Below are 14226 nucleotides of genomic sequence, written 5' to 3'. Positions count from 1 at the left end.
TCTGCATTTAATCTACCACCATCAATGTCTTTCAGCACCGTAAATGTCTTTCAGCACCGTAAATGTGACTTATGGCGTTCGCTTCGCCACCCACTAATTCAGCATAAAATAGAGTGTTGCCGTAATAGCTTCTTATCTAAATTTTAGCCGTATGCTGACAATGACACCGAGAATTTTTATTTTTCTCACTCGCTATTTAATGTCAATGAGTGAAATGTTGTCACCCTGCCATGGCATAAGAGAATGACTCTCTCTTACTGTCTATGAATTTTAACGTCTTTTACTGGCTTTGGGCGAATATTCGCCAGTAATGAGTAAAAGTCGTCAAATGAATATAATACCATCGTCAAACTCATTGCCAGATATGATTTCTGTGGTTTAAATGACTTTATAAAACTCCGAGTTATCTTATTCAAGGCAGAGATTGATATACATCTAGATCTCTTCCCTGCATTTGGCGTATCGTTGATACTGACTCATCGAGACGGACCCTTGGCTGGCCCGCCATTTATTTTGTCTTTTCCTTATTTGGTTTGCACCTTAGATGAAAACGCACGGAATTAACGGCATTAGGCCGTTCAGCGCGCTTATTGAAGCTTGCTGGCGAGAAACCTATACATTTCAACGCTTCATAAAAGATTTAATTGCCGGTGTTACCGTCGGTATTATTGCTATTCCGCTAGCGATGGCTTTAGCCATCGCCAGTGGTGTTCCCCCACAATACGGGTTATATACTGCCGCCATCGCCGGTATCGTTATTGCCGTCAGCGGTGGTTCGCGCTACAGCGTTTCCGGCCCGACCGCCGCCTTTGTGGTGATCCTTTTCCCGGTTTCGCAGCAATTTGGACTGGCGGGTCTGTTGCTGGCAACCCTGATGTCCGGCCTGTTTTTACTGGGTATGGGGCTGGCTCGCTTCGGGCGTCTCATTGAATATATTCCTTTGTCGGTAACTCTGGGGTTTACCTCTGGGATTGCTATTACCATCGCGACTATGCAGGTTAAAGACTTCTTTGGCTTACAGATGACAGTCGTGCCGGAAAACTATATTGGTAAAGTGTCGGCTCTATTTCAGGCATTACCCACGCTGAATTTCAGCGATACCTTGATTGGTAGCGTCACGCTTTTCATCTTGATTTTCTGGCCGAAACTGGGGGTTAAGTTACCCGGTCACCTGCCTGCGCTGGTAGCAGGCACCGCGGTTATGGGTCTGTTATCACTGTTTGATCAGCATGTCGCTACCATAGGTTCAAAATTTAGCTATTTACTGGCCGATGGTACACAGGGTCAGGGTATTCCGCCGATTCTGCCGCAATTTGTGCTGCCGTGGAACCTTCCGGGCGCTAATGGACAACCTTTTGTGCTGAATTGGGCCACCATTTCAGCCTTGCTGCCAGCAGCCTTTACGATGGCCATGCTGGGTGCCATTGAATCGTTGCTGTGCGCGGTGGTGCTGGATGGCATGACGGGGCAGAAACATCGACCCAATAGTGAACTGGTTGGTCAGGGATTAGGGAACCTGATCGCACCGTTCTTCGGCGGGATCACCGCGACTGCCGCTATAGCTCGTTCAGCAGCTAACGTGCGTGCGGGTGCCACGTCTCCAGTATCGGCCATTATTCATGCTTTGCTGGTACTGTTGGCTTTGCTAGTGCTGGCTCCGATGCTTTCATATCTGCCGTTGGCGGCGATGGCCTCTCTACTCCTGATGGTGGCTTGGAATATGAGTGAGGCGCATAAAGTTGTCGATTTACTGCGTCGGGCACCCAAAGATGACATTATCGTCATGTTGCTGTGCATGAGTTTGACGGTACTGTTCGATATGGTGATCGCTATCACCGTGGGTATAGTGCTGGCCTCACTGTTATTCATGCGCCGTATTGCTCGAATGACCAAGCTCAGCCCATTGCCCGGCGGCAGTAACGATAAGACGTTAATTCTACGGGTAAATGGTCCGCTGTTTTTTGCCGCAGCCGAACGTATTTTCAATGAATTACTTGAAATGAGTGAGGAGCGCCAAACCATCATTTTGCAGTGGGATGCGGTACCGGTTCTCGACGCTGGTGGCCTGAATGCCTTCCTGCGTTTCGTTGAGGCTTTACCCGAAGGCCGGGAACTGATCATCACCGATACACCGTTCCAACCATTGAAAACACTGGCAAGGGCCAGAGTGAAACCTATCCTTGGCAAACTGAGCTTCTACGGTTCTCTGCCGGAGGCTCTTGACGCCCTGAAAAACCGTCAAGTCTGAGTTCAGAGCATGAAAAAAGGGCGGCGTAGTATTTCACTACATCGCCCTTTTTTTACCCGTTTAAGCCAGAATAAAACGCAGTTTATTTACTGGTATCCAATGCAGGGAAGCTTTTCACTAGATCATCAATGGCTTTCATTTGCACCAGGAATGGTTCTAGTTTATCCAACGGTAATGCTGATGGGCCGTCACATTTCGCACTGTTTGGCTCTGGATGAGCCTCAATGAACAACCCCGCCAAGCCCACCGCCATACCGGCGCGAGCCAGTTCGGCAACCTGAGCACGACGACCACCCGATGCTGCACCAAATGGATCTCGGCATTGCAGGGCGTGAGTGACATCGAAAATCACTGGATGACCGCCTGTAGACTGCACCATCACATTGATACCTAACATGTCAACCACCAGATTATCGTAGCCAAAATTGCTACCGCGATCACATAGGATCACCTGATCGTTACCCGCTTCTTTAAACTTATCAACGATATTACCCATTTGCCCAGGGCTGACGAACTGTGGTTTTTTCACGTTAATCACGGCGCCGGTTTTGGCCATAGCTTCAACCAGATCGGTCTGTCGTGCCAAAAATGCGGGTAATTGGATGACGTCAACCACTTCGGCAACGGGCTGGCACTGGCTGATTTCATGTACGTCAGTAATCACTTTCACACCGAACTGTTTTTTCAGTTCCTGGAAAATTTTCATGCCTTCGTCCAAGCCCGGCCCACGGTAAGAATGAATCGAAGAACGGTTGGCTTTGTCAAACGAGGCTTTGAATACGTAAGGAATACCGAGCTTTTGGGTCACGGTGACGTAATGCTCGCAGATGCGCATCGCCAGATCGCGTGACTCAAGCACGTTCATGCCACCGAACAGCACAAAGGGTAGGTCGTTCGCTACTTTGATATCGCCAATGCTAACCACTTTTTGTTTCATGCTTATGCCTTTATTGAGGGTAAATCGGAATTCATGACAGCGCCACAACGCCGTATCCAGTCAGTATTAATGCAAGGTAATACGCTGTTGCTCGATGGAATGAATCTGCATTTTTATCATTTCAGCGATCGGATCTTCCGGGCACTGTTCGACAAAATAACTCAGATCCGAAACGGCAATATGGTTACAATCCAACTGAGCGTAAATCAGGCCACGGTCGCGGATCTCATAGGGATCGTCTGGATCAAAGGCCAATACCGCTTCGCTGGCACTTAACGCCAGCTCCATTTGCTTCTCTTCCATCAATGCCGCTTTCAGCGTATCCAGCATTTTACGGACAATCAGGGTGTTTTCCGCTTCTTCCAGATCTTCATCTTCCAGTTCCGCAGCCAGTCCCAAATTGCCTTTAATCCACACTTCAAGCATATGCTCGTTCAGGGTTTCGCCGTTCAGTGGGTTAATTAACCACATTTCTTCGTCGAGCCAATCGGCACGAAGAATCAATTGCGTTGGAAAAATAACCGGCATCAATGGTAGATCCAATTGATGGGCAATATGCAGGAAAATAATACCTAATGAAACGGGTGTACCCTGACGTTTATCCAACACCTTATCCAGCCAGATTGCATCAGAAAGGCGGTAAACCCCACCGGCTCCGCCGAATTTCCATTGGTGGTAGAACAGATCGATAAGCACTTCTAATTGCTGATCTTGATTGAGGTCACCAGGCATCGCCGCACGGGCATCGTCAACTAACTGTTGCAATTGGCTGCGAACATCAGCCATGGGAAAATTCGGACGGATTTCCTGGGTAACCAGTAGTACCCCTTCACTTAACAGCGCATTGTTAAATTCGAAATCAGCAATGGTACTCATAAATATCCCATCAGCAGTGGTAGTTTAGTCGTTGCCAGTTTAACAATCAGGTACAGACAACCCAATGCGAGGATAAAAGCCAAACAACGCGTCTTTTGACTGCGAGTTCTTTTACCTAGTGCAATATAACCCAGCAAGATATAGATAATAACGCCGAAGAGTTTTTCCGTTAGCCATGAGCCTTGTGGACTAAACGGATAAAAACCGGTGATAAATACCAAAGCAATCCCGCTGGCGAATAGCAGCGTGTCATTAATATGTGGCGTTATTTTCACCCAGCGCTTGTCTATCATAGCTGAACCACGGCATTTCCAGAAGAACCGTAAAACAAACAAGCCAATACTGATCGCAACTGTCGCCAGATGTAAATGTTTCATGGCGATATAATCAATCCACATGATGAATCACTCCTTATTTTTTCTAGTGATGTGTCATCTTTGGCAGCCATTGGCCTAGGCTAACCCGATCGTTGTTACCGTAATCTTTACAAGTGCTCACCGCGCTGAAACCCGCTTGCAGCAACAGCTCCCGTACCCCGGCAGCCTGCTGCCAGCCGTGTTCCAACAATAACCACCCTGCCGGCTCCAGATGATCAGGTGCCTGCTGCACAATAGCCGCCAGATCGGCCATACCTTTGGCCTCGGCGACCAGCGCGCTGTGGGGTTCATAACGCACGTCCCCCTGCGCCAGATGAGGGTCATTGGCATCAATATAAGGAGGATTACTGACAATTAGGGAGAAACGGCCATTGATCGGCGTAAACCAACTGCCTTGTAGAAATTGTACATTTGTCAGTGCCAGTTTTTCCGCATTATGTCGTGCTAATGCTACGGCATCCGCCTGCACATCCACCCCGGTTACCCGGCAATCAGGCCGCTCACTGGCCAGAGCCAAAGCAATGGCACCGGTGCCGGTACCCAGATCCAGAATCTGACAGGCCGGTTCAGGCAGCCGCATCAATGCCTGCTCAACCAAGCATTCAGTATCAGGGCGAGGAATCAAGGTCGCAGGTGAAACACTCAGTGGCAGCGACCAAAATTCCCGTTCGCCAACCAAATAAGCGATGGGTTCGCCCTGCTCCCGCCGTTCGGCTAACTCCGCCAGTTGAACTTCCTGTTCCGCTGTCAGTTCGGTTTCACCAAACGCCAGCAAAAAAGTCCGCGGGCGCCCAGTGACAAACCCCAGCAGAATTTCCGCATCGCGTTTCGGGCTATCACTGTGCTGAAAACGTGCCGCAGCCAGCGCCAGCCAACGTTGATAATCCATCAGTCTTGCTCGGAAAGTGCAGACAGCTGATCAGCCTGATACTCCTGCACAATCGGCTGAATCAACATATCCAGTTTCCCCTCCATGACTTCATCCAGACGGTACAATGTCAGATTGATACGGTGATCCGTTACGCGGCCCTGTGGGAAGTTATAGGTGCGGTTGCGATCGGAACGATCGCCGCTCCCCAATAGATTGCGACGTTCAGACGCCTCAGCCAACTGACGCTTTTGCATTTCAGCCGCCCGGATACGCGCCCCTAATACTGACATGGCTTTAGCTTTGTTCTTATGTTGTGAGCGCTCGTCCTGACACTCTACCACCAGTCCGGTTGGAAGATGGGTAATACGAATGGCCGAATCGGTGGTGTTCACGTGCTGACCACCGGCACCGGAGGAACGGAAAGTATCAATACGCAAATCACCCGCATTGATTTCCGGCATTTCAGCTTCAGGGATTTCCGGCATCACAGCCACCGTACAAGCCGAGGTATGAATGCGCCCCTGAGATTCGGTTTCTGGCACACGCTGCACTCGGTGACCACCGGACTCAAATTTCAACTGCCCATAAACTCCTTCACCAGAAACTTTGGCGATAATCTCTTTATAACCACCGTGTTCGCCGTCGCTGGCGCTCATCACTTCCACTTTCCAGCGACGTGCTTCTGCATAGCGACTGTACATCCGGAACATGTCACCGGCAAAAATCGCCGCTTCGTCACCGCCGGTTCCAGCGCGAATTTCCAGGAAACAGCCACGTTCATCATCCGGATCTTTTGGCAGTAACAACACTTGCAGTTGTTGTTCCAGCGCTTCGCTACGGGTTCTTGCGTCTTTCAGTTCCTCTTGCGCCATTTCGCGCATTTCAGGATCGTCCAGCATCATTTCAGCCGTTTCGATATCCTCCTGAACGCTCTGCCACTCTTTAAAGCAACGGGTCACATCGGTCAACTGGGCATATTCACGCGATAACGCGCGAAAACGGTCTTGATCGGCAATAACGGTAGCATCACCGAGGTGGGCTTCCACTTCTTCATGGCGCTCTTGTAACGCTTCCAGTTTGGCAACAATAGAAGACTTCATCCGCGGTTTTAAATCCTGTTAATTGAGGAAACTAATGCTGATCCAGCCCAAGGCTGTCGCGTAATAATTGTAACCGCTCCATATCGCCATCGCTGGCGGCTTGCTGAAGGGATTTGGTTGGAGCATGAATAAGGCGATTGGTCAATTTGCGGGACAGTTCATTGATCACTTGCTCCACATCAGCGCCCTGCTCGATGGCCGCCAGCGCACGAGCCGTCATTTCGCTGCGGAGCTGATCAGCCTGAGAACGGTAGTCACGAATAGTTTCCACCGCGCCCTGAGAACGCATCCAGGCCATAAAATTCATGCTTTCTTGCTGTACTATGGATTCAGCCTGCACCGCCGCTGCCTGACGCTGCGCCAGATTGTGCTGAATGATCGCCTGTAAATCATCAACACTATATAGATAAGCATTCGCCAGTTTACCGACCTCAGGCTCAATATCCCGTGGGACGGCAATATCCACAAATAGCATTGGCTGATTACGCCGCGCTTTCAAGGCGCGTTCGACCATACCTTTACCAATGATAGGCAACGGGCTGGCCGTGGAACTGATAATGATGTCGGCATCGGCCAGACGTGCATCAATTTCCGGCAAGGTAATCACTTCGGCGTTAACTTCATCCGCCAACAACTGCGCCCGATCACGGGTTCGGTTGGCGATAATCATGTGCTTGACCTGATGTTCACGCAGATGGCGTGCCACCAGCTCAATGGTTTCGCCTGCACCCACCAGCAGCACATTCAGTTCGGAGAGGGATTCGAATATTTGTCGAGCCAGCGTACAAGCGGCAAAAGCCACCGATACCGCACTGGCACCGATGTCGGTTTCGGTACGGACTCGTTTGGCCACAGAGAAGGTTTTCTGGAACAAACGCTCCAGTTCACCAGAAAGGGACTGTTCCCGCTGAGACTCGGCAAACGCTTTTTTTACCTGACCGAGAATCTGCGGCTCACCCAACACCAGCGAATCCAGACCACTGGCAACCCGCATTAAATGACTGACAGCGTCATTACCATGGTGCCAGTACAGACTTTTGCTGACTTCATCACGACTCAGGTGGTGATAATTACACAACCAGTCAATCAATTGCTCATGCAGATTTTCTTGCTGTTCTACACTGAGGTATAATTCGGTTCGGTTACACGTAGACAACACCACACCGCCCTGCACCAGCGGTTGCTGGAGCAAGCTATTCAGCGCCCGGTCGATAGTGTCAGGTGAAAATGTCACCCGTTCACGTAACGAGACAGGGGCGGTCTTGTGATTAATACCTAATGCGAGCAGGGTCATGAGAACGGCTTAGAGTAATGCTTGTCTTAGTATGGATTCTCGTCTGAGTCGCATTCTACTTGATGCGCGGGATCAATAAAAGTCACACTGCGATATCCGGTCTAATATCACGGATATCGTTCACTGAATAAACAAGATATTGACGATCCACCTTACCGCCGTTAGCGTGAGCACCTTGACTGCAACAGTGCAGCACCCAATGATCCGCAGGTGAAAACCATGCTTTTGAAAGGATTTAGATTGATATGCCGATGCGCAAGATAACTTTTTATCGCCTGCTTCCGTTAGCCAGCCTGATGTTAGCTGCCTGTTCCACTCTCACACCGCCAGGCCCTGCCACCAGCCCGACCTCACCACAGTGGCAGCAGCATCAGCAACAATTACAGCAACTCGATCAGTTCCAGATCCGGGGTTCCTTTGCCTATATTTCGGATAAACAGAAAGTCTATGCACGATTCTTTTGGCAGCATTATTCACCTGAACGCTACCGCCTGCTGCTGACCAACCCGCTGGGCAGCACCGAGTTGGAACTGGTGGTTCAGCCGGGTGTCACTCAATTAACCGATAATCAGGGCAAACGCTACGTTAGCGATAATCCAGAAGAAATGATTGGCAAGTTGACCGGCATGGACATCCCGATTAATAGCCTGCGTCAATGGATTGTTGGGCTACCCGGCGAGACCAAAAACTTTACTCTCGATGATCAATATCGCCTGAAACAGCTAACATATACGCAGGATCATCAGGTCTGGACTGTGGATTATCAAGAATATAACACGCAAACGAGGCTCGCTTTACCCAGCCGTTTAGAACTGAAACAAGATGGACAGCGTATTAAATTGAAAATGGATAACTGGACCGTTAAATGATTCAAACCTGGCCTTCACCCGCAAAACTGAATCTGTTTCTCTATATTACTGGGCAACGTGCCGATGGATATCATGAGTTACAGACCCTATTTCAATTTCTTGACTATGGTGATCAACTCACCATTACGCCACGAAATGACGATGAAATTAATCTGCTCACACCCATTGCTGGTGTGGAAAATGCGCAGAATTTGATCGTCCGCGCCGCCCGTTTATTACAAAAACACACGGCCGGTTCCGGTCGCCCTCACGGAGCCGATATTTCGGTAGAAAAGTCTCTGCCGATGGGAGGAGGATTAGGCGGTGGTTCGTCCAACGCGGCGACCGTGTTGGTGGCGCTAAATGACCTGTGGCACTGCGGTTTGAGCGATGAAGAATTAGCCGATTTGGGCCTGGCGTTGGGTGCCGATGTGCCGGTCTTTGTGCGAGGTCACGCCGCCTTTGCTGAAGGTATTGGTGAAAAATTACAGCCTGCGGAGCCAATTGAGCGCTGGTATTTGGTCGCGCACCCCGGTGTAAGCATCCCAACACCAATTATTTTTTCCGATCCTGATTTAACCAGAAACACGCCAGTTCGCCCCTTGACGGCACTTTTAGCCGCTCCTTACGCAAATGATTGCGAAGCGATCGCAAGAAAACGTTTTCGTAAGGTTGAACAGGCTCTTTCATGGCTGTTACAATACGCCCCGTCGCGCCTAACCGGGACCGGCGCTTGTGTGTTTGCCGAATTCGATACCGAGTCATCGGCCCGTCAGGTGTTAAGCATTGCCCCGGAGTGGTTACAGGGTTTTGTGGCTCGTGGCGTTAACGTCTCACCACTGCATCTTGTACGCTCTGGAAAAGTTGAGAAATAAGTAGCGATTTGCGTGGCTATACAGTTTTTTAAGCACCGTTGTCTAGCCAACACGTTACCTTCTCGATTGAATTAAAAACCGGCCCATAACGCTTTTTTAGGTTAACAATGTTTTGGTTTTAAATACCCGTATGTATATTGCAATCAGTAGAATTAATCGCCCCTGACTACTGGTTGACAATATCTTCTCTGGACGCAAGCCTGAGGTTCTTCTCGTGCCTGATATGAAGCTTTTTGCTGGTAACGCCACCCCGGAACTAGCACAACGTATTGCCAACCGTTTGTACACCAGTCTTGGTGACGCCGCTGTAGGTCGTTTTAGCGACGGCGAAGTGAGCGTGCAAATCAACGAAAATGTACGCGGTGGTGATATTTTCATCATCCAGTCCACCTGCGCACCCACAAACGATAACCTGATGGAATTGGTTGTCATGGTTGATGCCCTGCGTCGCGCCTCCGCAGGACGTATTACTGCCGTTATTCCTTACTTCGGTTATGCTCGTCAGGATCGCCGTGTGCGTTCTGCTCGTGTGCCTATCACTGCCAAAGTTGTTGCCGATTTCCTCTCAAGTGTTGGGGTTGACCGTGTATTGACAGTGGACTTGCATGCTGAACAGATCCAAGGCTTCTTTGATGTGCCGGTTGATAACGTATTTGGTAGCCCAATTCTGCTGGAAGATATGTTGCAGCAGAATCTGGAAAACCCAATCGTTGTTTCTCCAGATATCGGCGGTGTAGTCCGTGCCCGGGCTATTGCCAAGCTGCTGAATGACACTGATATGGCCATTATCGACAAACGCCGTCCACGTGCCAACGTTTCACAGGTGATGCATATCATCGGTGACGTTGCAGGTCGTGACTGTGTGTTGGTTGACGATATGATCGATACCGGTGGCACTCTGTGTAAAGCTGCTGAAGCCTTGAAAGAACGTGGTGCCAAGCGCGTATTTGCCTATGCAACTCACCCGATCTTCTCCGGTAATGCGGTTGATAACATCAGAAATTCAGTTATCGATGAAGTGATTGTTTGCGATACCATTCCGCTGTCTGCGGAAATCAAAGCATTAAAAAATGTTCGTACTCTGACTCTGTCCGGTATGCTGGCTGAAGCCATCCGCCGTATCAGTAACGAAGAGTCTATCTCTGCGATGTTTGAGCATTAATCACACTCTGCAGCGCCTTGGCGCTGCAAGTTTGCCGATGGTTGCACCAGACCGATCGTCATACTGATGGTGATTTGCGGCTAAATGCAGAAAAAGAAAAACCCGTTGAAGCGTGAGCAACAACGGGCTTTCTACTCTTGGGTTGTCATTTGTTTTCCCTGACGTCAGCCAGATATTAGCGGCTGTATATCCGTTAAATTCATCAGCAAACGGATACCATAACCGCTTGAGTGATTAAAGATATGACTATGAATGACGCTCATTCCTACGGCAGCGCTTATCGAAATGTTTAACCCACCAATAACGATCGGCGACTTCTTCATGACCCCCCATACGGGCACCGACCAGCCAGAGCAGCGCGCCAACAAAAATACTCATTATGGCACCGTGGGCAAAGAACTGCGGTAAACCCAGCTCAGATATTTCTGCCAGAATAGAGTAACCCACTCCAACCACCATAGTGACCAGACCTAATCCCATCAACAAGTTACCTAATACCGTTGCAGTTTTACGTTTCATTTGCCACCTCCTGTATTCACTGTCTCAAACAATCCTTCCTAATGAATTGTTCACCTGTACTTAATGACTCAGTATAGGCAAGGAATCCGTAAGGGTATTGCGTAGAGGATCACATCTGACAAAGATGTTTCTATAAATCTTTACGTTAGGTGGTGATTTGGCTCCATTATTGAATTATTTAGTTTGGTTATTATTTAAACAGTCATTACATTGTCACCTTTTCTGTCGCCCTTAATTTTGTGCTTACCCGCTGTGACAGGTAAACTGTTAGCCTTTAATCTCTTTAGTAATAGCGAATGACGACGTGAGCAGCATTAAATTGATTGTTGGCCTGGCAAATCCAGGCGCTGAATATGCCCAAACCCGCCATAATGCCGGAGCCTGGTTTGTAGATCGGTTGGCCGAGTCTAATAACCAATCATTGAAAGAAGAAAGCAAGTTCTATGGCTATACTGCTCGCTTGAATCTGGCTGGTCAGGATGTACGCTTATTAGTGCCATCCACTTTTATGAACCTGAGTGGCAAGGCAGTTTCGGCAATGGCCAGTTTTTACCGGATTTTGCCAGAAGAAATTTTGGTGGCGCACGATGAGCTGGATATTCCGCCCGGCGTGGCCAAACTGAAGCTGGGGGGCGGCAATGGCGGCCATAACGGTCTAAAAGACATCCAGAGTCAATTAGGTAATAACCCTAATTTTTACCGTTTACGTATTGGTATTGGGCACCCTGGTGATAAAAGCAAAGTGACGGGGTTTGTATTAGGTAAACCACCAGCCAGTGAACAGGCTTTGATCGATGAAACCATCGATGAAGCGATTCGTTGCACGGATGTATTGTTAAAAGAAGATGTCACTAAGGCGATGAATCGTCTGCACTCTTTCAAAGCCAACGCCTAAATTGCGATTCTCCGGCACCAATAGCCGGAGAATCGGTCATCATTGCCAATAATTAGTCGCTATCAATCAAGATAACATACTGTTGCAGTGACTCTGACACCCGCGTTGCTATAAACCACGCCGGATACCATCACCTTCACGCGACTATTATCATACTGGCTAATAATGATTTTCAGTTTATCCGTACAAAAAATCTTATGCCAGGCCGCCGTTTTTTTCTCGTTTGCTCGTTTGTCCGTCTGACGTTCGAAACGCTCGCTCAACGCAGTGAATGTCATGACGTAACTGTCCATTTCTGCCGAAGCATTACTCTTTTTTACCCCGATATATTTAACGCTACCGACACTCTCACGCGGTACAACCTTTCCGTAATGATCGATTTTCTCCAACCAGGTTAATGCTGGCGGTTTGCCAAAGTATGATAATAACTGCGCTACCATCACACCGATTGCCACCCCCAATAAAACTACCCACAGCCATTTAATACCATTCATTGCCATATTAACTATCCAACAAAAAGAGAAGCCCCCCATTTACAGGAGCTTGGTATAACCGGTTTCAATTTTATTCTCTGATTATCGGCAATCATTTCATTCTCTATAGGTCTGATTGTCGTAATGTTGCCACTTCGTTACTTTCCAGTTAATACATACCGCGCAGCCTGGATATGAAGAGTAGGATCGAGATAAATCGGCATTATGTGTATAATGGCGGCATAAATTTTGATTACCTCAGTGAGTTAAATCTAACTGGCTGATTTTTAAGTTATTTAAGGTGATATAAAACATGGGATTCAAATGCGGTATTGTTGGTCTGCCAAACGTTGGTAAATCCACTCTGTTCAATGCGTTGACACAAGCGGGTATCGAAGCTGCCAACTTCCCGTTCTGTACTATTGAACCTAATACGGGTGTGGTTCCCATGCCGGATCCGCGTCTGGATCAGTTGGCCGAGATCGTCAAACCTCAGCGCATCCTGCCAACCACTATGGAATTCGTCGATATTGCCGGTCTGGTAAAAGGCGCATCAAAAGGTGAAGGCCTGGGCAACCAGTTCCTGACCAATATTCGTGAAACTGAAGCGATCGGTCACGTAGTGCGTTGTTTTGAAAATGACAACATTATTCACGTTGCAGGTAAAGTTGACCCAGCCGACGATATTGAAACGATCAATACCGAGTTGGCTCTTTCCGATCTGGAAACCTGTGAACGCGCTATCCACCGTGTACAGAAAAAAGCCAAAGGCGGTGATAAAGACGCTAAAGCCGAACTGGAAGCGCTGGAAAAATGTCTGCCACATCTGGAAAAAGCGGGCATGTTGCGTAGCCTGGATCTGACAACAGAAGATAAGGCCGCGATCCGTTACCTGAGTTTTCTGACGCTCAAACCCACCATGTACATTGCCAACGTCAATGAAGATGGCTTCGAGAATAACCCGTATCTGGATCAGGTTCGTGCGATTGCCGCCGCTGAAGGTTCCGTAGTCGTTGCTGTTTGTGCCGCTGTAGAATCCGACATTGCTGAAATGGAAGACGAAGATCGCGCCGAATTTATGGCTGAATTAGGTATCGAAGAACCCGGTTTGAACCGCGTAATTCGTGCCGGTTATGAGTTGCTGAACCTGCAAACCTACTTTACTGCTGGGGTAAAAGAAGTTCGCGCATGGACTATTCCTGTTGGTGCTACCGCTCCACAAGCCGCTGGCAAGATCCATACCGATTTCGAAAAAGGTTTTATCCGCGCACAAACCATCGCTTTTGAAGATTTTATTACTTACAAAGGTGAGCAAGGCGCGAAAGAAGCCGGGAAAATGCGTTCAGAAGGCAAAGACTATATCGTGAAAGATGGCGATGTAATGAACTTCCTGTTCAACGTCTAATTCGTTTCTGTTGTCTCATGCGATCTCAGTGAATCGCATAAAAAATACAAAACCCCATAAAATCCACGCGGTTGCGTGGATTTTTCCTTTTATATTGTCTCAGATAATATCGTAGAATCTCAGCTAAAATTGAGTACTCTGCTCATCTCGAAAGCGAGGAATATATGACGATAACCCAAATTTGCCCTGTATGTAGTAGCCATGGCGGCTTGTTTGAGATTGAATGTCCAGACTGCTGAGGCGCAGGGTATGACCCAGAAGAAGGTAAGCCATATCACAATGTCATACGTGCTATGGCGATGGAACTGATGAAACTAACGAATGCCCTCGCTGTAGCAGCTCAGGC

At 48.5% G+C, this 14226-nt stretch carries 14 protein-coding genes; 6 read left to right on the top strand and 8 right to left on the bottom strand.

Annotation, left to right across the window (positions count from 1 at the left end):
* Nucleotides 1-544: 544 nt before the first annotated feature.
* Nucleotides 545-2248: a C4-dicarboxylic acid transporter DauA gene (dauA, locus tag DJ39_RS10430; RefSeq protein WP_004721184.1), complete on the top strand. Its 1704-nt coding sequence runs from the start codon at nucleotides 545-547 to the stop codon at nucleotides 2246-2248.
* 82 nt (nucleotides 2249-2330) lie between these two features.
* On the opposite strand, the gene kdsA is transcribed toward dauA, so the two are convergent.
* From kdsA to hemA, 6 genes are all read right to left on the bottom strand, one after another.
* The gene (gene kdsA, locus DJ39_RS10425; protein WP_004721182.1) at nucleotides 2331-3185 is read right to left on the bottom strand and encodes a 3-deoxy-8-phosphooctulonate synthase; all 855 of its coding nucleotides are present in this window, start codon (nucleotides 3183-3185) and stop codon (nucleotides 2331-2333) included.
* A 66-nt stretch (nucleotides 3186-3251) separates the two neighbouring features.
* Nucleotides 3252-4061: an invasion regulator SirB1 gene (gene sirB1 / locus DJ39_RS10420; RefSeq protein WP_038242366.1), complete on the bottom strand. Its 810-nt coding sequence runs from the start codon at nucleotides 4059-4061 to the stop codon at nucleotides 3252-3254.
* Nucleotides 4058-4459, bottom strand: a complete 402-nt coding sequence (locus DJ39_RS10415; protein ID WP_004721178.1) for a SirB2 family protein — start codon at nucleotides 4457-4459, stop codon at nucleotides 4058-4060. The genes sirB1 and DJ39_RS10415 overlap by 4 nt, the downstream gene beginning before the upstream one ends.
* 22 nt (nucleotides 4460-4481) lie before the next feature.
* Nucleotides 4482-5327: a peptide chain release factor N(5)-glutamine methyltransferase gene (gene prmC / locus DJ39_RS10410; RefSeq protein WP_038242362.1), complete on the bottom strand. Its 846-nt coding sequence runs from the start codon at nucleotides 5325-5327 to the stop codon at nucleotides 4482-4484.
* Complete coding sequence (prfA, locus tag DJ39_RS10405) at nucleotides 5327-6409, bottom strand: peptide chain release factor 1 (protein WP_004721176.1); 1083 nt, start codon at nucleotides 6407-6409, stop codon at nucleotides 5327-5329. The genes prmC and prfA overlap by 1 nt, the downstream gene beginning before the upstream one ends.
* Before the next feature lie 31 nt (nucleotides 6410-6440).
* Complete coding sequence (gene hemA, locus DJ39_RS10400; RefSeq protein ID WP_004721175.1) at nucleotides 6441-7703, bottom strand: glutamyl-tRNA reductase; 1263 nt, start codon at nucleotides 7701-7703, stop codon at nucleotides 6441-6443.
* 245 nt (nucleotides 7704-7948) lie between these two features.
* On the opposite strand from hemA, the gene lolB reads away from it, so the two are divergent.
* The 3 genes from lolB (at nucleotide 7949) to prs (ending at nucleotide 10588) form a co-directional block, all read left to right on the top strand.
* Nucleotides 7949-8572, top strand: a complete 624-nt coding sequence (gene lolB / locus DJ39_RS10395; protein ID WP_004721172.1) for a lipoprotein insertase outer membrane protein LolB — start codon at nucleotides 7949-7951, stop codon at nucleotides 8570-8572.
* Complete coding sequence (ispE, locus tag DJ39_RS10390) at nucleotides 8569-9426, top strand: 4-(cytidine 5'-diphospho)-2-C-methyl-D-erythritol kinase (RefSeq protein WP_038242356.1); 858 nt, start codon at nucleotides 8569-8571, stop codon at nucleotides 9424-9426. The genes lolB and ispE overlap by 4 nt, the downstream gene beginning before the upstream one ends.
* 214 nt (nucleotides 9427-9640) lie before the next feature.
* The gene (gene prs / locus DJ39_RS10385) at nucleotides 9641-10588 is read left to right on the top strand and encodes a ribose-phosphate diphosphokinase (RefSeq protein WP_002211240.1); all 948 of its coding nucleotides are present in this window, start codon (nucleotides 9641-9643) and stop codon (nucleotides 10586-10588) included.
* A gap of 246 nt (nucleotides 10589-10834) precedes the next feature.
* Here the strand turns inward: prs and ychH are convergent, their stop codons facing one another.
* Nucleotides 10835-11107 carry a stress-induced protein YchH gene (ychH, locus tag DJ39_RS10380; RefSeq protein WP_004721163.1) on the bottom strand — a complete coding sequence of 91 codons (273 nt, stop codon included), beginning with the start codon at nucleotides 11105-11107 and terminating at the stop codon, nucleotides 10835-10837.
* Nucleotides 11108-11411: 304 nt separating this feature from the next.
* Between ychH and pth the strand changes: the two genes are divergently transcribed.
* Nucleotides 11412-12002 carry an aminoacyl-tRNA hydrolase gene (gene pth, locus DJ39_RS10375; RefSeq protein ID WP_004721161.1) on the top strand — a complete coding sequence of 197 codons (591 nt, stop codon included), beginning with the start codon at nucleotides 11412-11414 and terminating at the stop codon, nucleotides 12000-12002.
* 62 nt (nucleotides 12003-12064) lie between these two features.
* Here pth and DJ39_RS10370 read toward each other — a convergent pair whose 3' ends face one another.
* Nucleotides 12065-12502, bottom strand: a complete 438-nt coding sequence (locus DJ39_RS10370) for a hypothetical protein (RefSeq protein WP_004721159.1) — start codon at nucleotides 12500-12502, stop codon at nucleotides 12065-12067.
* A 286-nt stretch (nucleotides 12503-12788) separates the two neighbouring features.
* On the opposite strand from DJ39_RS10370, the gene ychF reads away from it, so the two are divergent.
* Nucleotides 12789-13880: a redox-regulated ATPase YchF gene (ychF, locus tag DJ39_RS10365; protein ID WP_004721156.1), complete on the top strand. Its 1092-nt coding sequence runs from the start codon at nucleotides 12789-12791 to the stop codon at nucleotides 13878-13880.
* The last annotated feature ends 346 nt before the right edge of the window (nucleotides 13881-14226 follow it).

The organism is Yersinia ruckeri ATCC 29473, assembly GCF_000754815.1.
Classification (GTDB): Bacteria; Pseudomonadota; Gammaproteobacteria; order Enterobacterales; family Enterobacteriaceae; genus Yersinia; species Yersinia ruckeri.
The sequence above is the reverse complement of the archived record's forward strand: the minus strand, read 5'-3'. Positions and strand labels throughout refer to the sequence as shown.

Bases quoted from the DNA above. Each gene is read 5' to 3' on its own strand.
- kdsA (WP_004721182.1), bottom strand. From the start codon at position 3,185: ATGAAACAAAAAGTGGTTAGCATTGGCGATATCAAAGTAGCGAACGAC.
- prmC (WP_038242362.1), bottom strand. From the start codon at position 5,327: ATGGATTATCAACGTTGGCTGGCGCTGGCTGCGGCACGTTTTCAGCAC.
- lolB (WP_004721172.1), top strand. From the start codon at position 7,949: ATGCCGATGCGCAAGATAACTTTTTATCGCCTGCTTCCGTTAGCCAGC.
- DJ39_RS10415 (WP_004721178.1), bottom strand. From the start codon at position 4,459: ATGTGGATTGATTATATCGCCATGAAACATTTACATCTGGCGACAGTT.
- ychH (WP_004721163.1), bottom strand. From the start codon at position 11,107: ATGAAACGTAAAACTGCAACGGTATTAGGTAACTTGTTGATGGGATTA.
- dauA (WP_004721184.1), top strand. From the start codon at position 545: ATGAAAACGCACGGAATTAACGGCATTAGGCCGTTCAGCGCGCTTATT.
- ispE (WP_038242356.1), top strand. From the start codon at position 8,569: ATGATTCAAACCTGGCCTTCACCCGCAAAACTGAATCTGTTTCTCTAT.
- DJ39_RS10370 (WP_004721159.1), bottom strand. From the start codon at position 12,502: ATGGCAATGAATGGTATTAAATGGCTGTGGGTAGTTTTATTGGGGGTG.
- ychF (WP_004721156.1), top strand. From the start codon at position 12,789: ATGGGATTCAAATGCGGTATTGTTGGTCTGCCAAACGTTGGTAAATCC.
- prfA (WP_004721176.1), bottom strand. From the start codon at position 6,409: ATGAAGTCTTCTATTGTTGCCAAACTGGAAGCGTTACAAGAGCGCCAT.
- sirB1 (WP_038242366.1), bottom strand. From the start codon at position 4,061: ATGAGTACCATTGCTGATTTCGAATTTAACAATGCGCTGTTAAGTGAA.
- hemA (WP_004721175.1), bottom strand. From the start codon at position 7,703: ATGACCCTGCTCGCATTAGGTATTAATCACAAGACCGCCCCTGTCTCG.